The sequence below is a fragment of the Bradyrhizobium sp. NBAIM18 genome, assembly GCF_020193825.1.
GTDB classification, from domain to species: Bacteria; Pseudomonadota; Alphaproteobacteria; order Rhizobiales; family Xanthobacteraceae; genus Bradyrhizobium; species Bradyrhizobium yuanmingense.
Genome location: NZ_JADYVO010000006.1, coordinates 131,643 through 156,335, shown reverse-complemented (window position 1 = coordinate 156,335; position 24,693 = coordinate 131,643). Strand labels below are relative to the sequence as shown.

General features: G+C 65.6%; 21 protein-coding genes. 19 read left to right on the top strand and 2 right to left on the bottom strand.

From position 1 onward, the window contains the following. The first annotated feature begins 13 nt into the window (after nucleotides 1-13). From I6F17_RS15865 to I6F17_RS15850, 4 genes are read left to right on the top strand one after another with little or no spacing between them, the layout of a single operon-like run. Entirely contained in the window at nucleotides 14-829 is an 816-nt protein-coding gene (locus I6F17_RS15865) for an ABC transporter substrate-binding protein (protein ID WP_225127262.1), read from the top strand. Beyond that, a complete protein-coding gene (locus I6F17_RS15860; protein ID WP_225127264.1) occupies nucleotides 816-1,700 on the top strand; it encodes a polysaccharide deacetylase in 885 nt (294 codons plus the stop codon). The genes I6F17_RS15865 and I6F17_RS15860 overlap by 14 nt, the downstream gene beginning before the upstream one ends. Then, nucleotides 1,700-3,283, top strand: a complete 1,584-nt coding sequence (locus tag I6F17_RS15855; RefSeq protein WP_225127267.1) for an ABC transporter substrate-binding protein — start codon at nucleotides 1,700-1,702, stop codon at nucleotides 3,281-3,283. Before I6F17_RS15860 ends, I6F17_RS15855 begins: the two co-directional genes overlap by 1 nt. Beyond that, the gene (locus I6F17_RS15850) at nucleotides 3,280-4,653 is read left to right on the top strand and encodes an amidohydrolase family protein (RefSeq protein WP_225127269.1); all 1,374 of its coding nucleotides are present in this window, start codon (nucleotides 3,280-3,282) and stop codon (nucleotides 4,651-4,653) included. Before I6F17_RS15855 ends, I6F17_RS15850 begins: the two co-directional genes overlap by 4 nt. On the opposite strand, the gene I6F17_RS15845 is transcribed toward I6F17_RS15850, so the two are convergent. Further along, nucleotides 4,643-5,563, bottom strand: coding sequence for a LysR substrate-binding domain-containing protein (locus I6F17_RS15845; protein WP_036041399.1), 921 nt, complete (start codon nucleotides 5,561-5,563; stop codon nucleotides 4,643-4,645). The genes I6F17_RS15850 and I6F17_RS15845 overlap by 11 nt on opposite strands. A gap of 277 nt (nucleotides 5,564-5,840) precedes the next feature. Between I6F17_RS15845 and I6F17_RS15840 the strand changes: the two genes are divergently transcribed. The 10 genes from I6F17_RS15840 (at nucleotide 5,841) to I6F17_RS15795 (ending at nucleotide 15,767) form a co-directional block, all read left to right on the top strand. Further along, nucleotides 5,841-6,875: an ABC transporter substrate-binding protein gene (locus I6F17_RS15840; RefSeq protein ID WP_225127288.1), complete on the top strand. Its 1,035-nt coding sequence runs from the start codon at nucleotides 5,841-5,843 to the stop codon at nucleotides 6,873-6,875. Between the two features lie 23 nt (nucleotides 6,876-6,898). Continuing rightward, entirely contained in the window at nucleotides 6,899-7,939 is a 1,041-nt protein-coding gene (locus I6F17_RS15835; protein ID WP_225127290.1) for an ABC transporter ATP-binding protein, read from the top strand. Next, on the top strand, nucleotides 7,936-8,811 hold the full coding sequence (locus I6F17_RS15830; protein ID WP_035998440.1) for an ABC transporter permease: 876 nt from the start codon (nucleotides 7,936-7,938) through the stop codon (nucleotides 8,809-8,811). The genes I6F17_RS15835 and I6F17_RS15830 overlap by 4 nt, the downstream gene beginning before the upstream one ends. Continuing rightward, entirely contained in the window at nucleotides 8,808-9,614 is an 807-nt protein-coding gene (locus I6F17_RS15825) for an ABC transporter permease (protein ID WP_035998443.1), read from the top strand. The genes I6F17_RS15830 and I6F17_RS15825 overlap by 4 nt, the downstream gene beginning before the upstream one ends. A gap of 8 nt (nucleotides 9,615-9,622) precedes the next feature. Continuing rightward, entirely contained in the window at nucleotides 9,623-10,759 is a 1,137-nt protein-coding gene (locus I6F17_RS15820) for an FAD-dependent oxidoreductase (protein WP_225126557.1), read from the top strand. Between the two features lie 31 nt (nucleotides 10,760-10,790). Further along, nucleotides 10,791-11,087, top strand: a complete 297-nt coding sequence (locus I6F17_RS15815) for a (2Fe-2S)-binding protein (protein ID WP_025034065.1) — start codon at nucleotides 10,791-10,793, stop codon at nucleotides 11,085-11,087. Further along, nucleotides 11,084-12,502, top strand: coding sequence for an NAD(P)/FAD-dependent oxidoreductase (locus I6F17_RS15810; protein WP_225126559.1), 1,419 nt, complete (start codon nucleotides 11,084-11,086; stop codon nucleotides 12,500-12,502). The genes I6F17_RS15815 and I6F17_RS15810 overlap by 4 nt, the downstream gene beginning before the upstream one ends. Then, entirely contained in the window at nucleotides 12,499-13,620 is a 1,122-nt protein-coding gene (locus I6F17_RS15805; protein WP_225126561.1) for an FAD-dependent oxidoreductase, read from the top strand. The genes I6F17_RS15810 and I6F17_RS15805 overlap by 4 nt, the downstream gene beginning before the upstream one ends. 13 nt (nucleotides 13,621-13,633) lie before the next feature. Beyond that, entirely contained in the window at nucleotides 13,634-13,981 is a 348-nt protein-coding gene (locus I6F17_RS15800) for a RidA family protein (protein WP_028138431.1), read from the top strand. A gap of 172 nt (nucleotides 13,982-14,153) precedes the next feature. Beyond that, nucleotides 14,154-15,767, top strand: a complete 1,614-nt coding sequence (locus I6F17_RS15795) for an ABC-F family ATP-binding cassette domain-containing protein (RefSeq protein WP_225126562.1) — start codon at nucleotides 14,154-14,156, stop codon at nucleotides 15,765-15,767. A gap of 191 nt (nucleotides 15,768-15,958) precedes the next feature. Here the strand turns inward: I6F17_RS15795 and I6F17_RS15790 are convergent, their stop codons facing one another. After that, nucleotides 15,959-17,293, bottom strand: a complete 1,335-nt coding sequence (locus I6F17_RS15790) for a dicarboxylate/amino acid:cation symporter (RefSeq protein WP_035998454.1) — start codon at nucleotides 17,291-17,293, stop codon at nucleotides 15,959-15,961. 126 nt (nucleotides 17,294-17,419) lie between these two features. On the opposite strand from I6F17_RS15790, the gene I6F17_RS15785 reads away from it, so the two are divergent. From I6F17_RS15785 to I6F17_RS15765, 5 genes are all read left to right on the top strand, one after another. Then, nucleotides 17,420-18,733, top strand: coding sequence for a solute carrier family 23 protein (locus I6F17_RS15785; protein ID WP_225126573.1), 1,314 nt, complete (start codon nucleotides 17,420-17,422; stop codon nucleotides 18,731-18,733). A 69-nt stretch (nucleotides 18,734-18,802) separates the two neighbouring features. Continuing rightward, nucleotides 18,803-19,639: a glucose 1-dehydrogenase gene (locus I6F17_RS15780; protein WP_225126575.1), complete on the top strand. Its 837-nt coding sequence runs from the start codon at nucleotides 18,803-18,805 to the stop codon at nucleotides 19,637-19,639. A 131-nt stretch (nucleotides 19,640-19,770) separates the two neighbouring features. Next, a complete protein-coding gene (locus tag I6F17_RS15775) occupies nucleotides 19,771-21,570 on the top strand; it encodes a cation:proton antiporter (RefSeq protein ID WP_036041373.1) in 1,800 nt (599 codons plus the stop codon). A 74-nt stretch (nucleotides 21,571-21,644) separates the two neighbouring features. Beyond that, nucleotides 21,645-22,466 (top strand): NAD-dependent protein deacetylase, encoded by an 822-nt coding sequence (locus I6F17_RS15770; protein WP_036041370.1) that lies wholly within the window; start codon nucleotides 21,645-21,647, stop codon nucleotides 22,464-22,466. Between the two features lie 140 nt (nucleotides 22,467-22,606). Further along, nucleotides 22,607-24,691, top strand: a complete 2,085-nt coding sequence (locus I6F17_RS15765; RefSeq protein WP_225126577.1) for a hydantoinase/oxoprolinase family protein — start codon at nucleotides 22,607-22,609, stop codon at nucleotides 24,689-24,691. The last annotated feature ends 2 nt before the right edge of the window (nucleotides 24,692-24,693 follow it).

Genomic DNA, 24,693 nt, shown 5'->3' with positions numbered 1-24,693 from the left:
TGGGGGTATGGTGATGAAGAGATTCTTGCTTGCGACGGCGTTCCTGGGCGCCATGAGCGCGTCGGCAATGGCGGCCGAATTGCCGCCTGAGATCGTAAAGCGCGGCAGCATCAAGGTCGCGGTGGTGCCGAACTATCCGCCCATGGAGTTCCGCGATCCCGCCACCAACGCGCTCTCCGGCTTCGACGTCGATCTCGGCGAGGCGATCGGCCGCAAGCTCGGCCTCAAGATCGAATGGACCGAGACCAGCTTTGCCGAGTTCATGCCCTCGATCTCGACCGGGCGGGTGGATGCCATCCTGTCCGGCTTCACCGACTATGCGAGCCGGCACGAGGTCGCGACCTTCGTCGATTATTTGCGCAGCGGCCCGCAGTTCTTCGTGCAGGCGTCGCGCAAGGCGGAATTCAAGGATGCGACGTCGCTGTGCGGCAAGAAGGTCGGCGCCAGCCGACGCACCATGTTCCCGGCCCAGATTGCGGCGTGGAGCGAGAAGAATTGCGGCAGCTCTCCGATCCAGTTCGTCGGCACCGACGGCTCGGCCGATGCTCGCACCCAGCTGCGGCAGGGCCGCATCGATGCCGCCGCCCAGGGCAACGAGACGCTGCCCTACATCATGGACCTCGAGCCCAACACCTATGCGACCGTGGGCGCGCCCATCGCACAGCAATTCACCGGCATTGCTCTGCCGGTGAAGGAGAAGGCATTGCAGCAGGCAATGCTGGAAGCCGTCGATGCGCTAATCGCGGACGGCACCTACAAGACGCTGCTGGCAAAGTGGAAATTGAGCGACAACGCAATCGAGAAGGCGACCATCAATGCTGGACAGTAAGGCACTCCAGAGCATTCCGCTCGTTCCGGCCAACACCGCGGATCCCGCGCCCGAATATCCGTGGCCGAAGCCGTACAATTCCGCGATGTTTCTGTCGTTCGACGTGGACGCCGAGAGTGCCTGGACCAGCAAGGACGCGTTGCATGCGCAGCGGCTCATCACCATGAGCTATGGCGGCTATGAAGCGCGCGTCGGCACGCCGAAGCTCCTGGAGCTGCTCGACCAGCTCGATCTCAAGGCGACGTTCTTCGTCACGGGGTGGTCGGTCGACGCGCATCCGGCGATGGCGGAATCCATCTTGAAGGCCGGTCACGAGATCGGCCATCACGGCTATCACCATCTGCTGCCCGACCCCGGCGATCCCTGGATCGAGGAGGAGCTGGAGCGCGGCTTCGAGGCGCTGAAGCGCCGGCTCGGCCTCAAGCCGACCGGCTATCGCGCGCCCTATGGCGAGTTCACGGAGGAACTGCGCGTCGCGCTGGTGCGTCACGGCATCGTCTACACGTCTTCGTTCCGCGACGACGTCAGGCCCTATCGACATCGCCTCGCGGACGGCAAGCCCGGCACGATCGAGCTGCCGGTCACCGCCAGCTATGACGATTGGATGCATGGCCTGTCCGCGCGTTTCAGCCCGCGCTCGATCTTCCCTAGGGAGCACGTCCTCTCGATGTGGAAGGACGAGCTGGATGAGGTCCGCGACTGGGGCGCGATGGTGACGACGGTGCTGCACCCCCAATGCAGCGGCCGCCCGATGCGGCTGCGGCTGCTGCGCGAATTCCTGACCTACGCAAAATCGTGCCCGGATGTCTGGATCACCACCGGCGAGAACATCGCGAAAAACTTCCTGCGTCACGAAGCGGGTCACCGATAATGTCGATCTCCCGCCGCTCGCTCCTCAAGGCTGGCGCAGCGCTGCCGGCGCTGTCCCTGCCGGGCATCGTCCGCGCTGAATCCCAGTCCACGCTGCGCTTCATCCCCGTCATCGATCTCGCCTTCGTCGATCCCATCTATTCGACCGCGCAGGTGTCGCGAAACCACGGCTTCATGGTTTACGATACGCTCTACGGCATGAGCTCCTCGCTCCAGGTCTCGCCGCAGATGCTGTCGGGCCACGCCATCTCCGCCGACCAGCTGCAGTGGGACCTCACGCTTCGCGACGGCCTGTTCTGGCACGATGGCGAACGCGTGCTGGCGCGCGATTGCGTCGCCAGCATCCGTCGCTGGGCCGCGCGCGACGGCTTTGGCGGCGAGCTGATGGAGGCGACCGCCGAGCTCTCGGCTGCCGACGACCGCACCATCCGCTTCCGTCTGAAGCGTCCTTTTCCGCTGCTGCCGCAGGCGCTCGGCAAGGCAGCGATCAATGCCTGCTTCATGATGCCGGAGCGGCTGGCGAGCCAGGATCCGTTCAAGCCGCTCACCGAGGTGATCGGCAGCGGTCCGTTCCGCTATCTCGCCGACGAGCGCGTGCAGGGCGCGCGCAATGCCTATGCCAAGTTCGAGCGCTATCAGCCGCGCACCGACGGCAAGCCGGATTGGACTGCGGGGCCGAAGATCGTGCACTACGATCGCGTGGTCTGGACCACGACGCCCGATGCCGGCACCGGCGTCGCCGCGCTCCAGACCGGCGAGCAGGATTGGCAGGAGACTACGCCGCACGATCTGCTTCCGGTGATCAAGGCGGCCGGCGATATCGAGACGCGCATCCTCGATCCCCGAGGCTACGCCTGCATGCTGCGCCTCAACCACCTGCAGCCGCCGTTCGACAATCCCGCCATCCGCCGCGCGCTCCTGGGTGCGATCGACCAGTCCGCATTCATGACCGCCGTCGCCGGCACCGATCCGGCGTTCCAGGTCTCACCGGTCGGCTATTTCGCACCCGGCACCCCGATGGCAAATGAGGTCGGCCTCGACGTGTTCCGCGGCCCGCGCGACTACGCCAAGGTGAAGGCCGACCTGAAAGCCGCGGGCTATAACGGCGAGAAGATCGTGCTGCTCGTTCCGACCAACTCGCTGGCGCAAAAGCCGCTTGGCGAGATCGCGGTGGACTCGTTGCGCAAGGCCGGCATGAACGTCGAATATGCCGGCCTCGATTTCGCCGTGGTGCTGCAGCGCCAGCTGAAGAAGGATCCGCTTCCGCAGGGCGGCTGGAGCGCCGCGGTCGGCAACTGGCAGGGCATCGACTGGCTCAACCCGGCCGGCAACACCAACATTCGCGGCGAAGGCAAGGTCGCCGGCTGGTACGCGAGCACGAAGATGGGCGAGTTGCGCAGCCAGTGGCTGGCGGCCTCCGAACTCGCCGAACAGCAGCGCATCTGCCGCGAAGTCCAGAGGGTGGCGTTCGAGGAAATCCCCTATATTCCGATCGGCCTCTACAAGCAGCCGACGGCCTATCGCAAGGCCATCACCGGCATTCTCGACGGCACCGCCGTGTTCTGGAACGTGCGCCCCGCATGAGCACCACAGCAATCTTCGGCAGCTATGTGCTGTCACGCAAAGACGGCGCGCAGGATGTCTTGCGCGACCACTGGGTTCTGGTCGAAGGCAAGAAGATTGCAGCGATCACACGCGACAAGCCGCGCGCCGATCGGGTCTATGATCGTCCGGGCCGCTTCGTCCTGCCGGGCCTGCTCAACCTGCACAATCATTGCTTCTCGGAAGCGGTGGCGCGCAGCCACACCGAGGACGGCAACGGCCGCAAGAACAACCAGAGCATCGTCTACACGGTGCTGCTGCCGCTGACCAAGCGCGGCGCCGACATCCTGTCGGCGGAAGAGCGCCTTGCGGTGGCGCGGCTCGGCATCCTCCAGCTGCTCAAGGGCGGCGCCACCACGGTGATGGAGCCGTTTCGCAACTCGATCCCCGAGATGTTCGACGCGGCGGAAGAGATGGGCATCCGCTTCTATGGTGCGCCCTATCTGTTCTCGACCTCCGACGCCAAGGCCGGGCCTGACGGTGTGGTCCAATATTCCGGCGATGACGGCGCTGCGGACATGGCGGCATGGAATGCGCTCTATCAGCGCTGGAATAATCGCGGCGACGGCCGCATCAGCCTCGCCATGAGCCCGCATGCCACCGACACCTGCGGCCCCGATCTGCTGAAGGCCTGCGCCACGCGGGCGCGCGAGCTCGGCGTTCCCATCACCACGCACATGGCGCAGAGCCGCGCCGAGGTCGAGACCATCGGCAAGCGCTATGGCGGCCGCACGCCGGCAGAATATCTGGACTGGCTCGGCCTGCTCGCGCCGGATCTGATGGCGGCGCACTGCATGTTCAGCAGCGATGACGATCTCAAGCTGATGGCCGCGCGCGGCATGACCGCCTTGAACTGCCCGCGCGTGTTCGCGCGTGCCGGCATCACCGCGGCGTTCAGCCGCTTCGCCGAGCACGGCGTGCGCACCGTGGTCGGCACCGACGGCTACAACATGGACCTGCTCGGCGAGCTCAATGCGGCGTCGCTGATCTCCAAGATCATTTCGGCGCGCCCTGACGTCGCGAACTCACCCGAGCTGATCGAGGCGAACACGACGGTCGCCGCCGACGTGATCAAGCGGCCCGATCTCGGCCGCATCGAGCCGGGCGCGACCGCCGATCTCACGGTGGTCGATCTCACCCATCCGCATCTGCAGCCGCTGTTCGACCCGCGCCGCGCGCTGATCGCACTCGCCAACCGCGCCAATATCGATCAGGTCATGGTCGATGGCCGGGTCCTGGTCGATGAGGGACGCTATCTCGGCGCGGATGAAGCCGCGATTACGGCGGCCGGCACCGCCGCGATCGGCAAGATCTGGGATCTGCCGGAGGCGCAGGCCGCGTTCAACGGCTGACCCCGGCTTCGTCGTCCTCGAACTCCACCAGCGCCTTGCGCATGGTCTCGACCAGGTCCAGCGCCACCGGGGACGGGCTGCGCTGCGCCGGAAACACCGCGGAGAATTCGAAATCGATGCGCGGCAGGAAGCGGCGCACGACGACGCCGCGCGTTGCAAATTCCTGCGCCGTGAAGGGATCGCAGATCGCGACGCCGAGGCCTGACGACACCATGCCGCACATGATTTCCGACAGCGTGGTCTCAACGCGCAGCACGCGGCGGACATCGTGGCGGTGGAAGACCTGGTCGACGAGATGCCGACTCGACGATCCCGCCGACAGCGAGATGAAGGTCTCGCCCTCGAAATCGCGCGGCTCCAGCACTTCCTTCTCCGCGAGGCGATGACCGGTCGGCAGCACTGCGACGCGCGCCGGCGCCGGCAGTCTCTGGCTCGGAAGACCGGAATGCGCGATCGGCACCTCGGCAAAGCCGACGTCACATTGATTGTTCAGCACCCAGTCGACCACGATCGGCGAGATGACACCGAAGAAGGCCAGGTTGAGGTTTGGCCGCTCCTTCAGGAAGTGACCAGTGAGCCGCGGCAGATAGCCGTTCGACAGCGCTGGCAGTGCTGCGATGCGCAGCGAGCCCGTGCGCCGGCCGCGGATTTCTTCCGCCGCCGCAGTGATGCGCTCGAGGCCGACGAAGGAGCGCTCGACCTCGGTGTAGAGCGCCATCGCCGCGGCGGTGGGTACCAGGCCGGTGCCGCGCCGTTCGAACAGCTCCATTTTGAGCAGGGCCTGGAGGTCGCGCAGCAACCGGCTGACGGCCGGCTGCGTCACCTTCATCAGCGCCGCCGCCTCCGTCACGCTGCCCGTCAGCATCGTCGCGCGGAAGGCCTCCACCTGCCGCGAATTGATCCGCGCCATTCCACCATCCAATCATAACATTTCGGCATGCAGAGGGTGCCATTATTCATTGGACGATGGAAGTATAGGTCTGCGATCTTTTTCATCAGGACTGGAGACAGCCCGCTTTTTCGGCAGATTGGAGGTGTTCAACCCTCCAGATCGCGCCAAAACCCGCCGAATGGGGGCCGGAGCCCTGATCGGAAGCGGTTTGGCGCGGAAGGAAATGCGGCAACGCGCTTCAGCCAGCGAGACTCGTCGGCACGTCACCTCATTCCGGTATTGGAGATCGGTCCACATGAAGACTTTTCGCCTTCTGACCGCGGTCAGCATCGCAGCGCTCATTGCCGCCCCCTCGGTCGCCTCGGCCCAGCAGAAAACGCTCTATGTCGCCGGCTATGGCGGCTCGTTCGAGAAGACCATCCGCGACGAGGTGATCCCGGCCTTCGAGAAGGAGAACGGCGTCAAGGTCGAATACGTCGCCGGCAATTCCACCGACACGCTGGCCAAGCTCCAGGCGCAGAAAGGCAACCAGCAGATCGACGTCGCCATCGTCGATGATGGCCCGATGTACCAGGCCATCCAGCTCGGCTTCTGCGGCAAGCTCGACGGCCTGCCCGCCGACCTCTACGACACTGCGCGCTTTAAGGACGATCGCGCCGTCGCGATCGGCATCGTCGCCACCGGGCTGATGTACAACACCAAGGTGTTCAAGGAAAAAGGCTGGGCGCCGCCGACCTCGTGGAACGACCTGAAGGACCCGAAATACGCAAAACAGCTCGTGATTCCACCGATCAACAACACCTACGGTCTCGAAGCGCTGGTGATGCTGTCGAAGATGAACGGCGGCGGCGAGACCAACGTCGAGTCCGGCTTCAAGATCTTCAAGGAGCAGATCAATCCGAACGTGCTGGCCTATGAGCCGTCGCCGGGCAAGATGACCGAGCTGTTCCAGTCCGGCCAGGCCGTGATCGCGGTATGGGGCACCGGCCGCGTGCAGAGCTTCGCCAATACCGGCTTCCCCGTCGACTTCGTCTACCCGAAGGAAGGCGCAGCGACGCTGCTGACCACGGCGTGCCCGATCAATAAGCCCAATGCTTCGCCGCTGGCTGCGAGCTTCGTCAAGATGCTGCTCGATCCGAAAACCCAGCTCGTGATGCTGAAGGATTACGGCTACGGCCCGGTGCTGAAATCGCTGGTGATCCCGCCCGAGCTCGGCAAGATGGCGCCGATCGGCGAGCGCGCGGCCAAGCTCTATAATCCGGACTGGACCGTGATCAACGAGAAGCGCGAGGAGTGGACCAAGCGCTGGAATCGCGAGGTCGAACGCTGATCGGTCGCCGCGGAGACAGCGCCATGGCCTATCTCGAGCTCGATCGGGTCGCAAAGCAGTTCGGCACGCAGACTGTGGTCGATGACTTCAGCCTGTCGGTGGGGAAGGGGGAGTTCATCTCCTTCCTCGGCCCGTCCGGCTGCGGCAAGACCACGACGCTGCAGATGATCGCGGGCTTCCTCGATCCGACGCGCGGCGCGATCCGCCTTGAGGGCAAGGACCTGACCGCGATCCATCCGGCAAAGCGCGGCCTCGGCATCGTGTTCCAGAGCTACGCGCTGTTTCCGCACATGACCGCGGCGGAGAACGTCGCCTTCGGCCTGGAGATGCGTGGCGTGCCGCGCGCTGAAAGGTCCGAACGCGTCCGCGCCGCGCTCGCGATGGTCGGCCTCGCCGGATACGAGGATCGCCATCCGCGCCGCATGTCCGGCGGCCAGCAGCAGCGCGTGGCACTAGCGCGTGCGCTGGTGATCAAGCCCAGCGTGCTGCTGCTCGACGAGCCCTTGTCCAACCTCGACGCCAAGCTGCGCGAGGAGATGCAGATCGAGCTGCGCCAGATCCAGCGCACCGTCGGCACCACCACGATCCTGGTCACGCACGACCAGAACGAGGCGATGTCGCTGTCGGATCGCATCGTGGTCATGAGCCAGGGCAAGATCGAGCAGATCGGCACGCCGCAGGAAACCTATGAGAAGCCGGCCTCGGCCTTCGTCTCGCAATTCCTCGGCAAGACCAACGACTTTGCCGGAACGATCGACCGGACCGTCGCGCCGACGCAGTTGGTGGCCGGCTCCTGGCGCGCACCGGCGCCGGCTGGGCTCGGCGGTCCCGTCACCGTCAGCGTTCGGCCCGAGAGAATCGGCTTTGGTGATACCGGGCTCAGCGCAAAGATCATCACGCGCATCTTCCAGGGCAATCACTGGCTGTTCCAGTGCGACAGTGAATGCGGCCCGGCGATCGTGATCCGCCAGAACGACGGCAAAGCGCAGCCGGCCGAAGGGGACGCGGTTCGCCTCACCTGGCGGCCCCAAGACATGAGCGTTCGCGTGAGGGCCGGCGCATGAGCATGGCGGCCGAGGAGCGCAGCCTGCGCGCGCCGTGGGTGCTGACCGCACCCGCCTTGATGCTGTTCGTCGGCGTGCTGCTGATTCCGCTGGCGATGACGGTAATGCTGTCATTCCACGATTGGGGCCAGTACAAGGGCATCGAGCCGGTCTTCATCTTCAAGAACTGGCACGAGATCGCGACCGATCCCTATTACGCCGAGATGTTCTGGCGGACCTTTCGCATCGCGATTCTGACCACGCTGCTCACCGCGCTGCTCGGCGCGCCCGAAGCCTATATCCTCAACCGCATGAGCGGCCGCTGGAAGAGTTTTTTCCTACTGGTCATTCTCGGGCCGCTCTTGATCTCAGTGGTGGCGCGAACGCTGGGCTGGGCCCTGCTGTTCGGTGGCAACAACGGCCTCGTCAACAAGCTGCTGATGTCGCTCGGGCTGATCGGCTCCCCGATTCCCTTCATGTTCACCGAAACAGGCGTGGTGATCGCGCTCGCGCATGTGATGATGCCGTTCATGGTGCTGTCGGTATGGGCTGCCCTCCAGCGGCTCGATCCGCAGATCGAGAATGCTGCGATGTCGCTCGGCGCGGGCCCTGCGACCATCATCCGCCGCATCATCATGCCCCAGATCATGCCGGGCGTGCTGTCGGGCGCCATCATCGTGTTCTCGCTCTCGGCCAGCGCCTTCGCAACGCCGGCGATCATCGGCGGCCGCCGGCTCAAGGTCGCGGCAACGCTCGCCTATGACGAATTCCTCAACACGCTGAACTGGCCGCTGGGCGCTGCGGTCGCAACGCTGCTGCTGGCCGCATTGGTGCTGATCGTCGTCGGCAGCAACGCACTGATCGAACGCCGCTATGCGGAGGTGTTCCGATGAGCCGGAACGGTCCGCTCGCGCTGATCTTTCACACCATCTTCGTCATCGTCATGGTGGCGCCGATCCTGGTGGTCTGCCTCGTCGCCTTCACGCCTGAGGGATACCTGTCGCTGCCGACCAACGGCTTCTCGCTGCGCTGGTTCAGGACCATTGCGAACTACCCCGAATTCATTCACGCCTTCTGGGTCAGCCTCGGCCTTGGCGCGTTGTCCTCCCTCGTGGCACTGCTGTTCGCGGTGCCGGCGGCGCTGGCGATCTCGCGCTATCGCTTCCGTGGTCGTGATGTGCTGGCGGCGCTGTTCCTGTCGCCGCTGATGATCCCACATGTGGTGCTCGGCATCGCCTTCCTGCGCTTCTTCACTTCGGCCGGTCTCGGCGGCAGCTTCGCGGCGCTGATCGTCGCGCATGTCATCATCGTGTTCCCGTTCGCGCTGCGGCTGACGCTGGCGGCGGCGACCGGCATGGACCGCACGGTCGAGATGGCGGCGGTCTCGCTCGGCGCCGGCGGCTGGACGCTGTTCCGCCGCGTGACCTTGCCGCTGATCCTGCCCGGCGTGATTAGCGGCTGGGCGCTCGCCTTCATCCAGTCCTTCGACGATCTCACCATGACCGTCTTCCTTGCTGCGCCCGGGACCGAGACGTTGCCGGTCCGCATGTTCCTTTACATCCAGGACAACATCGATCCGCTCGTGACGTCGGTCTCGGCCTGCGTGATCGCAATCACCATGGCCGCCCTCATTTTGCTCGACCGCTTCTACGGGCTCGACCGTGTGCTCGCTGGCAAGGGCGATACGGGACGATAGGAGAACTCATGTCAGGAGATTACGACGTCGCCGTCGTCGGCGGCGGACTGCTCGGCTCCGCCATTGCCTGGGGCCTCGGCCGGCTCGGCAAGAAGGTCGCCGTGCTCGACGAAGGCGACATCACCAAGCGCGCCTCGCGCGCGAACTTCGCATTGGTGTGGGTGCAGAGCAAAGGGCTCGGCATGCCTGCCTATACACGGTGGACCGTGCAGGCCTCGCAGGCCTGGGGCCGGCTGGCCTCCGAGCTGAAGCAGCAGACCGGCCTCGACGTCGCCCTGCAGCAGAACGGCGGTTTTCATCTCACGCTCGGCGAGGACGAATTCGGCCAGCGCACCGAGCTCGTCAAGCGCATGCACAACCAGGTCGGCGCGGCCGACTACAAGATGGAGATGCTGCGGCCGTCCGAGGTGAAGGAGGCGCTGCCGCTGATCGGCCCCGAGGTCTCCGGCGGCAGCTATTGTCCGCTCGACGGCCATGTCAATTCGCTGCGCACGTTCCGCGCCTTCCACACTGGCTTCATTGCCTTCGGCATCGACTATTTTCCGGAGCGCCCGGTCTCGGCGATCAGCAAGAGCGGCGGCGAATTTCGCCTGACCACGCCGCAGGGCGAGCTGCGTGCCGGCAAGATCGTGCTTGCCGCCGGCAATGCCAACCAGACGTTGGCGCCGATGGTCGGCCTCTTTGCTCCGATGGGCCCGACGCGCGGCCAGGTCGTCGTGACCGAGCGCACCATGCCGTTCCTGCCGCATCCGCTGACCACGATCCGCCAGACCGACGAGGGCACGGTGATGATCGGCGACAGCAAGGAGGACGAGCTCGATGATCGCACGCTGAAGCCGTCGATCAGCGGCGTCATGGCCGATCGCGCGCAGCGCATGTTTCCGCATCTGGCGCGGCTCAACGTGGTCAGGAGCTGGTCCGGCATTCGCGTCATGCCGCAGGACGGCTTTCCGATCTACGACCAGTCGGAGACGCATCCCGGCGCCTTCGTCGCCTGCTGCCATTCCGGCGTGACGCTCGCCTCCAACCACGCCTTCGAGATCGCGCGCATGGTGGCGCAGGGCGCGCTCGAGCCGGAGCTGGTCGGCGCGTTCTCGGCCAGCCGTTTTGGCGGCGCAGGTGCTGCGAACAGCAGCAGCTACTAGAGATTCTGAGAAGGAGCCAAGAGGCATCCCCATGTTCAAGCGATCCGAACAGGACAAGCGGCCACAGGTGCAGATCTTCGTCGACGGCGTCGCCGTCGCGGCGCGCCAGGGCGACACGGTCTCCGCCGCACTGCTGGCCTCCGGCGTTGACGCACGGCGTTCCACCGCGGTGAGCGGCGCGCCGCGTCTGCCTTATTGCATGATGGGCGTCTGCTTCGACTGCCTCGTCACCATCGACGGCGTCGGCAACCGGCAAGGGTGCCTCGTGCCCGTCGCCGAGGGCATGCAGATCGAAATCCAGAAGGGCAAGCGGGAGATCGGAAAATGAGCGTGGCTCCCAAGCGCGAAAACTATGACGTCGTGGTGATCGGCGCCGGGCCCGCGGGCCTTGCTGCTGCCGCAACATCCGCCAAGGCCGGCCTCTCGACGCTGCTGCTCGACGAGAACATCGGCCCCGGTGGCCAGGTGTTTCGCGCCATCGCCTCGACGCCGGTTACCGAGCGCAATCAGCTCGGCGCCGATTATTGGGTCGGGGCCGATCTCGTGCAGTCGCTGCGCGCGAGCAATGCGGAGGTCATTCACCGCGCCACCGTCTGGAGCCTCGACCGCAATCTCGATATCGCCGTCTCGATCGGCGGCGCCTCGGCCTTCGTCAAGGCGAAACGCGTGATTCTCGCGACCGGTGCGCTGGAGCGGCCGTTCCCAATTCCCGGCTGGACGCTGCCGGGCGTGATGACCGCGGGCGCGGCGCAGACCATGCTGAAGTCCTCGGCCCTGGTGCCCGACGGACGCACGGTGATCGCAGGGCAGGGGCCGCTGCTCTGGCTGCTCGCCGCCCAGATCCTGCGGCTTGGCGGCCGCATCGATCGCATCCTCGACACCACCGAGCGCGGTAATTATTTCGCCGCGCTCCCGCACGCTTTCGCCTTCCTGACCTCGCCCTATTTCGCCAAGGGACTGTCGATGATGCGGGAGGTGAAGGCGAAGGTGCAGGTCGTCTCTGGCGTCACCGAGCTATCGGCAGCCGGTGACGGCCAGCTTGCCAGCGTGAGCTATGTCGCCGGCGGCAAGCGCGAGACGATCGCTGCGGACCTGTTGCTGCTGCATCAGGGCGTCGTGCCCAACGTCAATCTGGCAATGGCAGCGGGCATCGAGCATCGCTGGGATGATCTGCAATTGTGCTGGTCGCCGGTGCTGGATGCGAGCGGCAATTCGTCGGTCGCCGGCACCGCGATCGCCGGCGACGGGGCAGGGATTGGCGGAGCGAATGCCGCCGTGGTTCGCGGTCGCATTGCGGCTCGCGCGGCGGTGGAAGCGCTGGCGCCCGCGGCAGCTGCAAAGCTTCCCGCAATGGCAGCGCTCCGCGCCGATCTCGCCAAGGCCGAGCGTGGCCGCCTGTTCCTCGATACACTGTTCCGTCCCGCGCCGCAGTTCCGCATTCCCTCGGGCGATACCATCGTCTGCCGTTGCGAGGAGGTCACAGCGAAGGACGTTCTCGATTCCGTCGCGATCGGCGCGACCGGACCGAACCAGCTCAAGGCCTATCGTCGCACCGGCATGGGCCCGTGCCAGGGCCGGCTCTGCGGCCTCACCGTCACCGAGCTGATGGCGCAGGCGCGCGGCAAGACCCCGCAGGAGATCGGTTACTACCGGCTGCGCGCGCCGGTGAAGCCGATCACGCTGGCCGAGCTCGCCGCCGTTCCGAAGAGCGAGGCCGACGTCAAGGCCGTGGTGCGCGGATGAGCAAGAACGTGGATGCGATCGTCATTGGCGGCGGCATCCACGGGTGCTCGACCACGCTGCATCTGTGTCTCGCCGGCCTGAAGCCGGTGCTGATCGAAAAGGACTATGCCGGCCGTCACGCCTCCGGCGTCAATGCCGGCGGCGTCCGGCAGCTCGCACGGCACATCCCCGAGATTCCGCTGTCGATCCGCTCGATGGGCATCTGGGAGAAGATCACGGATCTCGTCGACGACGATTGCAGCTTCGAGAGCTACGGTCAGGTGCTGGTTGCCGAGAACGAGGACGAGCTCGCCCTTTGCCGCGCCCGCGTCGCCGAGCTCAATGCGCTCGGCTTCACCCATGAAGAACTGATCGACGCGACCGAATTGCGCCGACTGGTGCCGGCGGTTGCCGAGACCTGTCCCGGCGGCGTGGTCTCGCGCCGTGATGGCGCGGCCAATCCGGCGCAGACGACGACGGCGTTCCGCCGCAAGGCTGAGCAGTTAGGTGCGACCGTGCGCGAAGGCGTAGCGGCCGGCAACATCCGCTACAACGACGGCCTCTGGCATGTCGATGTCGGTTCGGAGAGCTTTGCCGCGCCGGTGCTGGTGAATGCTGCCGGCGCCTGGGCCGGCAGGATCGCGGCTGATCTCGGCGAGCCCGTCCCGGTCGAGACCGTGGCGCCGATGCTGATGATCACCTCGCGTGTGCCGCACTTCATCGACCCCGTCGTGATCCTGCGTGGTCGAAAGCTGTCCTTCAAGCAGTTCAAGAACGGCACCGTGCTGATCGGCGGCGGCCATCTGGCGACGCCCTATCAGGATCGCAACGAGACGGTGCTGGACTGGAAGAGCCTTGCGACCAGCGCGCAGACCGTGTTCGAGCTGTTCCCGGTGATGCGCAGCGCCAACATCGTCCGTGCCTGGGCCGGCATCGAAGCCAAGATGAAGGACGACATTCCCGTGTTCGGGCCGAGCTCGCGTCACAAGGGCCTCTATCACCAGTTCGGCTTCTCGCTGCACGGTTTCCAGCTCGGCCCTGGCGCCGGCGCCGTGATGGCGGAACTGATCGTCAACGGCGGCACCCAGACTCGAGTCGGCGAACTCGGCATCGACCGCTTCCACCCTTCCACGCTCTAAACAAGAGGACATCATGAGCATCACCCGCAGCATCCGCACGCCCATCATGCACCGCGCCGTCGAAGCCAATGGCTTCGTCTTCCTCGGCGGCACGATCGCCGACGACACCTCGGTCTCGATGGGCGAGCAGACCCGCAACATCCTCGGCAAGATCGCCGGCTATCTGAAAGAGGCGGGAACCGACAAGAGCCGCGTGGTCAGCGCCTCGATCTTCGTCACCGATCTCTCCAAGAAGAAAGAGATGGACGCGGCCTGGACCGAATTCTTCGGCGACAACCTGCCGACCCGCGCCACCGTTGGGGTCGCCGATCTCGGCGGCGGTGCGCTAATTGAGGTGGTGGTGACCGCGCTCAAGGGCTGATGGCGCACGGCGAGGAAGGACGACAGCGCCCCATCACGCTGTTGTCTCCTCGTGCCGCGCCTTGATCTCGCCCTTTGATGGGACTAGTTAGAGAGTTCCTCAATCAGGATCTTCGCAGCCATGGATTTCACCCCGACCGCAACGCCCATCCGCCTTGCTCACGGGGAATTCCATGCCTGCTTCAATCATCCTGTCGAACCTGTCGCTGTCCACGCCTGACGGGCGCTCTCTCTTCTCAAACCTCGATCTGACATTCGGCGCCGAGCGAACTGGTCTCGTCGGCCGTAACGGCGTTGGCAAGACGACGCTGCTTGCGTCGATGCTCGGCGAACATATTCCTCAGTCGGGACGCGTTCTGATCAACGGCACTATCGGCTTGTTACGCCAGGACGTGCAGGTTCTTGCCGGCGGGACCGTGGCGGATCTGTTCGGCGTGCGGCCGGCGCTCGAGTTGCTGCGCCGTGCCGAGCGGGGCGACGCCTCCGCCGACGAGGTCGCTGCGGTCGACTGGACGCTCGAGACGCGGCTTGAGGCCGCGCTGGCGCGCCTCGGGTTCGATCCGTCTCCCGATACGGCGCTGTCGTGCCTGTCCGGTGGCCAGATCACGCGGGTTCGTCTCGCCGCGCTGGTGTTCGCTGCGCCTGACTTCCTGCTGCTGGACGAGCCCACCAACAATCTCGACCAGGACGGACGCAAGGCCGTCACCGATCTGCTGGCTGCCTGGCGCGGCGGCGCGATTATCGTCAGCCACGACCGGACACTGATCGACACCATGGATGCGATCGTCGAGCTGACGTCGCTCGGCGCGACGCGATATGGTGGCAATTGGAGCAGCTTTCGAACGCAGAAGGCCATCGAGCTCGCGGCTGTGAGGCACGATCTAGCGCTTGCCGAGAACCGCCTGTCCGAGATCGACGGGAGGGCGCAGGAGGCCGCGGAGAAGAAAGCACGCAAGGACAGCGGCGGCAGAAAGAAGCGCGCCAAGGGCGACATGCCGCGCATCCTGGCCGGCGCCCGCAAGGATCGCAGCGAGGACACCGGCGGCAAGAATGCGCAAATCGCCGAGCGGCAGCGCGCGGAAGCGCTTCAAGCCATCGACACGGCGCGCCGGCGCATCGAAGTTCTTCAGCCGCTCTCGGTCAAATTGCCCGCAACCGACCTGCCGGCGGGGAGGGAGGTGCTTTGGCTTGACGGTGTCAGCGCTGGCTTTTGGCCGGAGCAGCCTGTCCTGCGCGACCTCTCATTTGCGGTGGTCGGGCCGGAGCGCGTCGCGCTGGTCGGGCCCAATGGCTCCGGCAAGACGACGCTGCTGAAGCTCATCGTGGGCGAGCTGCGTCCGCTTGCGGGCATCGTGCGGGTCAGGCCGGATTTCGCGTTGTTCGACCAGAAGGTCAGCCTGCTCGACCCGGCGCGCTCCATCCTGGACAATTTTCGGCGTCTCAATCCGAAGGCCGGTGCGAACGAGTGCCATGCCGCGCTGGCCCGGTTCATGTTTCGCGCCGATGCCGCCTTGCAAATCGCCGGGAGCCTGAGCGGCGGGCAAATGTTCCGCGCGGGCCTCGCTTGCGTGCTGGGCGGGCAGCCGCCGCCGTCGCTGCTGATCCTGGACGAGCCGACCAATCATCTCGACTTCGAGTCCATCGAAGCCGTCGAGGCCGGCTTGCGGGCCTATGACGGCGCACTGCTGGTCGTCAGCCATGACGAGGCGTTCCTGCAGGCGATCGGGATCACGCGGCGGATCGAACTTGCCGCCAATTTGCCGCGCATCGATGGCGGGATCGTCTGATCCTGCCTGGCGCTCTGGATCTGGCTGTGATTTTCAAAAGCCCGACGCCCTGCCCCCAGCGCGTCGGGCGGAAAAAATGAGTATAAATCCGTGATCCCAACGCCGTTGTTGTGACGCGGGCCGCATCGATTTTCTACTCCGGGAAACTACCGCATCGGAACCAGGCGCCGTCTGCCCGCCGATTGCGCGGCCTAGGATGCCGCGCCTCCACCCGGCTCCAGCGCCTCGCCGATCTCCAGCGGATGCGCCATGGTCTCGTGCAGCGCGTCGCGGTCGAGCTCGCCTTCGGAGATGCTGATGACCACGCAGGCAACGCCATTGCCGATCAGGTTGGTCAGTGCGCGGCACTCGCTCATGAACTTGTCGATGCCGACCAGGATCGCGATCGACTGGATCGGGATATCAGGCACGATCGACAGCGTCGCAGCGAGCGTGATGAAGCCGGCGCCGGTCACGCCAGAGGCCCCCTTGGAGGTGATCATAGCGATGCCCAAAATGCCGAGCTCCTGCCAGATGGTCAGATGGGTGTTGGTCGCCTGCGCCAGAAACAGCGTCGCGAGCGTCATGTAGATGTTGGTCCCATCGAGGTTGAAGCTGTAGCCGGTCGGGATGACGAGGCCGACCACGGAGCGTGAGGCGCCGAGATGCTCCATCTTCTGGATCATCTGCGGCAGCACGGTCTCGGAGGACGAGGTGCCGAGCACGATCAAGAGCTCGTCCTTGATATAGGCGATGAAGCGCAGGATCGAGAAGCCGGCGAGCCGGGCGATCGAACCCAGCACGATCAGCACGAAAAGGATACTGGTCAGATAGAACGTGCCGATCAGCGCGGCGAGATTGAGCAGCGAGCCGAGGCCGTAGGCGCCGACGGTGAACGCCATGGCGCCGAAGGCGCCGATCGGCGCGACGCGCACGATGATGCGGATGATGCCGAAGAACATCTTCGCCGCCTTGTCGATCGCGTCCGCAATGGGCTCGCCGGCCTTGCCGAGAAAGGCGATGGCGAAGCCGGAGAGAATCGAGATCAGCAGCACCTGCAAGAGGTCGCCGCGCGCGATCGCCCCGAGATAGCTGTCGGGAATGATCGCCATCAGATGGGCGACGATGCCCTCTTCGTGGGCCTTGGTGACGTAGGTCGCCACCGATTTCGGGTCGATCGTGGCCGGATCGATGTTGAAGCCGCGCCCGGGCTGGAGAATCTCGCCGACCAGAAGGCCGACCGCGAGGGCTACGGTCGAGACCGTCTCGAAATAGATCAGCGACTTCAGCCCGACCCGGCCGACCCGCTTCAGATCGCCCATCGAGGAGATGCCGTGCACCACGGTGCAGAAGATCACGGGCGCGATCATCATCTTGATCAGCGCGATGAAGCCGTCGCCGAGCGGCTTCAAGGCCTTGCCGAGATCGGGATAGACATAGCCGATGAGCACGCCGAGTGCGATCGCGATCAGCACCTGGACGTAGAGGATCTTGTACCAGGGCTGGTGCCGGCGCTGGATGGCTGACGGGATCGCAATCTGTGTCATAATGTAGGCTCGGGAACGGATTGATCGTGCATGATTTGCATCATGTGATGGGCGCCGCAGAAGCGACAATCACATTTTTGTCTGTTGGCACGACCATCGGTCGTTGCGCCGAACTTGGGTGGGAACATGCCGATCGCAACAGGCTTGGACGAGCAGAGCTATTTTCCACGTTGGAAGCTCAAGACCTCGGGCGTGATCATGCCGGAGGAGCGACTGTCCTGGGGCCAGACCATCGTCTCGGGTCTTCAACATTGCGTCGCGATGTCCGGTGCGACGATCATTGCGCCGCTGTTGATGGGGTTCGATCCCAACGTTGCAGTTCTGTTCTCCGGCGTCGGCACGCTGATCTTCTTCGTCATCGTCGCCGGGCGCGTGCCGAGTTATCTCGGCTCGAGCTTCGCCTTCATCGCCGTCGTCATCGCCGCCACCGGCTATGCTGGGCAGGGGCCGAACCCGAACCTGTCGGTTGCGCTCGGCGGCATCGTCGGCGCCGGAGTGCTGTATGGCCTGATTTCGCTGGTCGTGATGTGGTCCGGTGTCGGCTGGATCGAGCGGCTGCTGCCGCCGGCCGTTACCGGCGCCGTCGTCGCTGCGATCGGCCTCAATCTCGCGCCGGTGGCGGTCAAGGCAGTGAGCGCCAATGCATTCGACACCTGGATCGGCCTCGCCACCGTCTTGATTATCGGCGTGGTCGCCGTTGCAGCACCAGGCCTGTGGCGCCGCCTGCCGATCATCCTTGGGGCGGTCGGCGGCTATTTCTTGTACCTACTGTTCGCGAACGGCCTCGGCTTTGGCAAGCCGATCGACTTCACGCAATTGTCGGCCGCGCCGTGGCTCGGGCTGCCGAACTTCACTGCGCCGAGCTTCCATGCCGATGCGATCTTCCTCATCGCGCCGATTGCCGTCATTCTCGTTGCCGAGAATCTCGGGCACATCAAGGCCGTTGGCGCCATGACCGGCCGAAGCCTCGATGCCTATCTCGGCCGCGCCCTGTTCGCGGACAGCTTAGCTACCATCTTGGCGGCGTGCGGCGGTGGCACCGGCGTCACCACCTATGCCGAGAACATCGGCGTGATGGCGGCGACCAAGGTCTATTCGACCCTGCTGTTTGCGTTCGCGGCCTTGGTGTCGATCCTGCTCGGCTTCTCGCCGAAATTCGGCGCGCTCATCCTGTCGATCCCGGGTCCCGTCATCGGGGGACTTTCGATCGTGCTGTTCGGATTGATCGCGGCGATGGCCGGACGAATCTGGGTCGAGAACAAGGTCGACTTCGCTAATCCTGCGAACCTCATCACGGTCGCGGTGGCGCTGATCGCAGGGGCCGGCGATCTCACGCTCAAATTCGGTGCATTCACGATCGGCGGCATCGGCACCGCGACCTTCGGCGCGATCATCCTCTATCAGATCCTGACCTCGCCGCGCGCGCAGCGGGCCGACTAGATCCCGGCATCTGCGAGGGATGGAACAAAACGCCGGTTCCCTCCATGATGATGCATCCCGGAGAAACACATGCCGCAAACCGAACGCTCGACCCCGTTTCCCTCGCGCCTCGTCGGCCAGTACGCGCTGGTGACCGGCGCCTCGCAAGGCATCGGCCGTGCCGTCGCCATCCGGCTCGCCCAGGAAGGCGCGACCGTCGCCATCAATTATTTCGGCAGTCCCGAGGGGGCGGACGAGACGCTCGCGCTCGCACGAACCGCATCCGCCGACCGCGGTCATGGCAGGCTCGACCATTTCGCGGTCAAGGCCGACGTCGGCGGCGAGCAGGACATCGCCGCGATGTTCGAAACGGTCCTGGCGCGTTTCAAGCGCCTCGACTGTCTCGTCAACAATGCCGGCTTCCAGCGGGAATCGCCGAGCGAGGCGCTCGACGTCGAAACCTATCGCCGCATCATCGACGTCAACCTGAACGGCGCCGTGCTGTGTGCGCAGAAGGCGCTGGCGCATTTCGTCGCGCGCGGAGGAGGCGGCTCCATCATCAACTGCTCCAGCGTGCACCAGATCATTCCCAAACCCGGCTATCTCGCTTACTCGATCAGCAAGGGCGGCATGGCCAATCTGACGCGCACGCTGGCGCTGGAATTCGCCGGCCAGCGCATCCGCGTCAATGCGGTTGGTCCCGGCGCGATCGACACGCCGATTAATGCGGCCTGGACCGGCGATCCGGAGAAGCGCGGCGTCGTCACCTCCCATATTCCGATGGGGCGCGTCGGCACGCCGGAAGAGATCGCCGCGGTGTTCGCCTTCCTCGCCTCGGACGACGCCAGCTACATCACCGGCCAGACCATCTATGCCTGCGGGGGCCTGACGCTGTTTCCAGAGTTTCGGGAGAACTGGGCAAGCTGAAAACCGGCTTGGGGTTGCGCGCGCCTCGCGTGGGATAGAGGGGCGTGACCGGTTGGGGGTCTGCGGCGCCGTGTGCTATCGACCGTGGATGGCGCTGCCGCTATTGGCGAGCGCCGACACGTGAAGGGCCCGTGACCACAACCATCAACATCAATGCCTATAGTGACGCACTGGTGGTCCTCGGCACCGCCGGCGTCGTGGTGCCGATCGTCCGGCATTGGGGCATCAATCCGGTGCTGGGCTATCTCGGGGCCGGCGCCATTCTCGGTCCGCTCGGGCTCGGCTCGCTCGTCAAGGACCTCCCGTTCCTGTACTGGTTCACGGTGGCGGACGCCCAGAACGTCGAGGGTATCGCCAATCTCGGCATCGTGTTCCTGCTATTCCTGATCGGGCTCGAGCTGTCTTTCAGACGGCTCATGACGATGCGGCGTCTGGTGTTCGGGCTCGGCGGCCTGCAAGTCCTCGCGACGTCGGCCATGATTTTCGGCGTGGCGCTTCTCTTCGGGCAGAGCTCCGATACGGCCGTGATCCTCGGCGCGAGCCTTGCGCTGTCCTCGACGGCGATCGTGCTCGAGCTCCTGTCCGCCGAGAGGCGGCTTTCCACCTCGGTCGGGCGCGCCAGCTTCTCGGTGCTGCTGGCTCAAGACCTCGCAGTCGTCCCCATTCTGGTTTTCGTCTCGGTGCTCGGCGCGGGAAGCGGTGGCTCGGTCGTGGCGCACATCTCCAGTGCGGTCCTGAAGGCTGTGCTGGCGGTAACCTTCCTCACTCTGGTCGGACGGCTGCTGATGCGTCCGCTCTTCCAGATGGTTGCAGGCACCCATTCGACGGAGTTGTTCGTTGCCGCGACCTTGTTCGTCATCGTCGGCGCAGGGCTTGCCGCCCACCAGGCCGGCCTGTCGATGGCGCTCGGAGCCTTCGTTGCAGGATTGATGCTGGCGGAAACCGAATATGGCAAGGCCATCGAGGCCACCGTCGAGCCGTTCAAGGGCCTGCTGCTGGGCATCTTCTTCTTCACCGTCGGGATGGCGATCGACGTCCGCGTGTTCCTGCGCGAGCCCGGCTGGCTGCTGGCCGCCGTCGTCGGCATTCTCGTCGGCAAGGCGATCGTGCTCATCATCCTGGGGCGCCTCTTCAGGCTGTCATGGCCGGCGGCGATCGAGATCGGCTTCCTGCTGGGCCCCGTCGGCGAATTCGCCTTCGTCAGCATCGGAATGGCGGCGGCCGGAGGCATGATCGAGCCCCGCGTGTCGAGCTTTGCCGTCGCCGTCACCGCCGTGACGATGGCCCTGACGCCGCTTCTGAGCATTCTTGGACGAAAATTGGCCGCGAAGCTGAGCAGCGAACGCACGCCCGATCCCGAGCTCGCGGTTCGGCCGCCCGGCGACCGCGCGCAAGCCATCGTGGTCGGCTATGGCCGTGTTGGAAAGGTGGTCTGCTCCCTGCTGACCAGCCATGGCCTGAACTACATCGCGGTCGATCACGCGGCCGTCGACGTGGCGCGTGATCGCCGCGACGGTCACAAGGTCTATTTTGGCGATGCGACAGAGCCGGGTTTCCTCGAAGCCTGTGGCTTGATGCAGACGACCGGCGTGATCATCACCATCCAGTCGCGGCCGGCGATCGATGCCGTCGTCGAGCGGATCCGGGCGGTGCGGCCGGACGTGCTGATCGTCTCGCGTGCGCGGGACGCAGATCATGCCCGGCATCTCTACGCGATCGGCGCAACCGATGCGGTGCCGGAAACCATCGAGGCGAGCCTGCAGCTCTCCGAAGCCGCACTGGTCGGCCTCGGCGTTGCGGTCGGGCATGCGATCGCCTCGGTGCACGAGAAGCGGGACGAGTTCAGGCTGACGCTGCAGCAGGCCGCGCGGATCGCGGGACAAGAGAAAGCTCGTCCGCTCGATCTCACGGGACGGCGGTCGCCCCGATAGCGGCTATGCGGCCGCCATGCGCCGGGATTGTCGTCATCTGGCAAAACGGGCCGGCGCGAACTACATCATGCGCCATGACGAATGCCCCTCCGGCAAAACCTCCGCTCCAGGATTTCATCGGCCGGCACGAACGCCTGTTCGTGCTGACGGGCGCCGGCTGCAGCACCAATTCCGGGATTCCCGACTATCGCGACAGCCAGGGCAATTGGAAGCGGACCCAGCCCGTCAACTTCCAGGCCTTCATGTCGGACGAGCCAACCCGCCGCCGCTATTGGGCACGCAGCCTGATCGGCTGGCGGCGGTTCGGCCGGGCGAGGCCCAACGATGCGCATCGCGCGCTGGCCCGGCTCGAGGCGAACGGCCGGTGCGGGATGCTGCTGACCCAGAACGTCGACCGGCTGCATCAGTCGGCCGGCCATCGGCAAGTGATCGACCTGCACGGCCGGCTCGATCTGGTCCGCTGCATGGGCTGCGGGGCGAAGACGCCGCGCGAGGAGTTTCAGCATGCGCTCGGCCGCGCCAATGCGGCATGGCTGACGCTCGATGCCGCCGATGCACCCGACGGCGACGCCGATCTGGAGCACGAGGATTTTTCCTCCTTCGAGGTGCCGCCTTGCGAAGCCTGCGGCGGCATCCTCAAGCCCGACGTGGTGTTCTTCGGTGAGAACGTGCCGCGCGAGGTGGTGGCCACGGCGCAAGATCATCTGGCAGAGGCGGATGCCATGCTGATCGTCGGCTCGTCACTGATGGTCTATTCCGGCTTCCGCTTCGTCCAAGCCGCCGCGCGGCGCAATATCCCCATCGCCGCGGTCAATCTCGGCCGCACCCGCGCCGACGATCTCCTGACGCTGAAGGTTGAGGAGCGCTGTGAAGCGGCGCTTGCATTCCTGCTCTGATCGCTCAGGCGCGAACACGCCTTGCCTATTGCATAGGTGCCGCGCAAAATAGCCGGGCACAGCGTTGTACGCATGCCTCATGGCACGGGAATTGCTGCGCTTTTGGACCCGAACTTGACGATCAGCACGGAGAAATTGGAATGCTCGAGGGAGCCGAGGTGCGGCTTGCCGTTGATATCGGTGGCACGTTCACCGACATCGTGCTGGACGTGGGACAAGACCGCAAAACCCGCAAGGTGCTGACGACGCCGCAGCGCCCCGAGCAGGCGGTGCTGGACGGCATGCGGCTCATTCTTGCCGATGCACGCGCGCATATCAGCGATATCGACGTCTTCATCCACGGCACGACGCTTGCAACCAACGCCATCATCGAGCGGCGCGGCGCCAAGACCGCGCTGATCGCGACCGAGGGCTTCCGCGACGTGCTCGATATCGGCACCGAGAGCCGCTACGACCAGTACGATCTCAGCATCGACAAGCCGAAGCCGCTGGCGCCGCGCGGCCTCCGCTTCACCGTGCCCGAGCGCATCGACGCCCACGGCGCCGTCCGCCTCCCGCTCGACGAGACGGCCGTGCGCGCGCTCGCGCCGAAATTGCGTGAACTCGGCGTCGAGAGCGTCGCGGTCGCCTTCCTGCACTCCTACGCCAATCCCGAGCACGAGCGACGCGCAGCGGCGATCATGGCCGAGGAGATGCCCGGCATCTCCGTGACGGTGTCTTCCGCCGTCTGTCCCGAAATTCGCGAGTATGAGCGCACATCGACTGCGGTCGCGAACGCCTATGTGCAACCCCTGATCGACGGTTATCTCGCCCGCATGGCCGACGCCCTGCAGGTCGAGCAGTTCCGCGGCGCGATCTACCTCGTCACGTCAGGCGGCGGCGTCACCTCGATCGAGACCGCGCGGCGCTTTCCAGTGCGTCTCGTCGAATCCGGTCCGGCCGGCGGCGCGATCTTCGCGGCGCAGATCGCGGCGCGCCTTGGCGAGAGCAAGGTGCTCTCTTTTGACATGGGCGGCACCACCGCGAAAATCTGCCTGATCGAGAAATTCCAGCCCGAGACCTCGCGCGTGTTCGAGGTCGATCGCGCCGCGCGCTTCCTCAAGGGCTCCGGCCTGCCGGTGCGCATCCCCGTGATCGAGATGGTCGAGATCGGCGCCGGCGGCGGCTCGATCGCCCATGTCGATGCGATGAAGCGCGTCACCGTCGGCCCGGAGAGCGCCTCGTCGGAGCCGGGGCCGGCCTGCTATGGCCGCGGCGGTCAGCGCCCCGCGGTGACGGATGCCGACGTTGCGCTCGGCATGATCGATCCTGACGCCTTTGCGGCCGGCACGATCAAACTCGATCCGGAGCTGTCGAAACAGGCGCTGCTGCGCGATGTCGGTGCGCCGCTCGGCCTGTCGGCGGAAACAGCGGCTTATGCCGTGCACGAGGTGGTCTGCGAGAACATGGCGAGCGCCGCGCGCGTGCATGCTGTCGAGCGCGGCGCGGTGGTCGGCCAGCACACGCTGATCGCCTTCGGCGGCGCCGCGCCGCTGCATGCGGCGCGCGTTGCCGAGAAGATCGGCGTCTCCCGCGTGATCGTGCCCTCGAACGCCGGCGTCGGCTCGGCGGTCGGATTTCTGGCGGCTCCCATCGCGTATGAATTGGTGCGCAGCCGTCACGTCCGGCTCGATGATTTCGATACCGAGGCGGTCTCTGACTTGCTTCAGGACATGGTGACCGAAGCGCGCGCGCTGGTCGAGCCGGGCGCGGCCGGCGCGCCGGTGCGCGAGCGCCGCGCGGCTTTCATGCGCTATGTCGGCCAGGGCCACGAGATCACCGTCGAGCTGCCGAACCGTCCGCTGACGACGGCCGATCTCGCCGGTCTGCGGCAAAAGTTCGAGGCCGACTATTCGGCGATGTTCGAGCGACCGATCCCGGGCGCGGCGATCGAGGTTCTGAGCTGGTCGGTGCTCGCGACCACCGAGGCGCGCAATCCGCCCGCCGTCGCTTCCGTGGCGCGCCAGCCCGCGGCCAAGGCGTCCGGCAGCCGAAGATTCTTCGACGGCCGGGCCGGCGAAGTGATCGAGATCCCGCTCTATCGGCGCGAGGACATGGCGCCGGGGGCGACCATCGCGGGCCCCGCCGTGATCGCGGAAGACGAAACCTCGACCTTCGTCTCCACCAGTTTCGACGCCCATATCGACGGTGCCGGCAGCATCGTCATGGAACGAAAGGCGGCCTGATC

Bases quoted from the DNA above. Each gene is read 5' to 3' on its own strand.
- I6F17_RS15865 (WP_225127262.1), top strand. From the start codon at position 14: ATGAAGAGATTCTTGCTTGCGACGGCGTTCCTGGGCGCCATGAGCGCG.
- I6F17_RS15860 (WP_225127264.1), top strand. From the start codon at position 816: ATGCTGGACAGTAAGGCACTCCAGAGCATTCCGCTCGTTCCGGCCAAC.
- I6F17_RS15855 (WP_225127267.1), top strand. From the start codon at position 1,700: ATGTCGATCTCCCGCCGCTCGCTCCTCAAGGCTGGCGCAGCGCTGCCG.
- I6F17_RS15850 (WP_225127269.1), top strand. From the start codon at position 3,280: ATGAGCACCACAGCAATCTTCGGCAGCTATGTGCTGTCACGCAAAGAC.
- I6F17_RS15845 (WP_036041399.1), bottom strand. From the start codon at position 5,563: ATGGCGCGGATCAATTCGCGGCAGGTGGAGGCCTTCCGCGCGACGATG.
- I6F17_RS15840 (WP_225127288.1), top strand. From the start codon at position 5,841: ATGAAGACTTTTCGCCTTCTGACCGCGGTCAGCATCGCAGCGCTCATT.
- I6F17_RS15835 (WP_225127290.1), top strand. From the start codon at position 6,899: ATGGCCTATCTCGAGCTCGATCGGGTCGCAAAGCAGTTCGGCACGCAG.
- I6F17_RS15830 (WP_035998440.1), top strand. From the start codon at position 7,936: ATGAGCATGGCGGCCGAGGAGCGCAGCCTGCGCGCGCCGTGGGTGCTG.
- I6F17_RS15825 (WP_035998443.1), top strand. From the start codon at position 8,808: ATGAGCCGGAACGGTCCGCTCGCGCTGATCTTTCACACCATCTTCGTC.
- I6F17_RS15820 (WP_225126557.1), top strand. From the start codon at position 9,623: ATGTCAGGAGATTACGACGTCGCCGTCGTCGGCGGCGGACTGCTCGGC.
- I6F17_RS15815 (WP_025034065.1), top strand. From the start codon at position 10,791: ATGTTCAAGCGATCCGAACAGGACAAGCGGCCACAGGTGCAGATCTTC.
- I6F17_RS15810 (WP_225126559.1), top strand. From the start codon at position 11,084: ATGAGCGTGGCTCCCAAGCGCGAAAACTATGACGTCGTGGTGATCGGC.
- I6F17_RS15805 (WP_225126561.1), top strand. From the start codon at position 12,499: ATGAGCAAGAACGTGGATGCGATCGTCATTGGCGGCGGCATCCACGGG.
- I6F17_RS15800 (WP_028138431.1), top strand. From the start codon at position 13,634: ATGAGCATCACCCGCAGCATCCGCACGCCCATCATGCACCGCGCCGTC.
- I6F17_RS15795 (WP_225126562.1), top strand. From the start codon at position 14,154: ATGCCTGCTTCAATCATCCTGTCGAACCTGTCGCTGTCCACGCCTGAC.
- I6F17_RS15790 (WP_035998454.1), bottom strand. From the start codon at position 17,293: ATGACACAGATTGCGATCCCGTCAGCCATCCAGCGCCGGCACCAGCCC.
- I6F17_RS15785 (WP_225126573.1), top strand. From the start codon at position 17,420: ATGCCGATCGCAACAGGCTTGGACGAGCAGAGCTATTTTCCACGTTGG.
- I6F17_RS15780 (WP_225126575.1), top strand. From the start codon at position 18,803: ATGCCGCAAACCGAACGCTCGACCCCGTTTCCCTCGCGCCTCGTCGGC.
- I6F17_RS15770 (WP_036041370.1), top strand. From the start codon at position 21,645: ATGACGAATGCCCCTCCGGCAAAACCTCCGCTCCAGGATTTCATCGGC.
- I6F17_RS15765 (WP_225126577.1), top strand. From the start codon at position 22,607: ATGCTCGAGGGAGCCGAGGTGCGGCTTGCCGTTGATATCGGTGGCACG.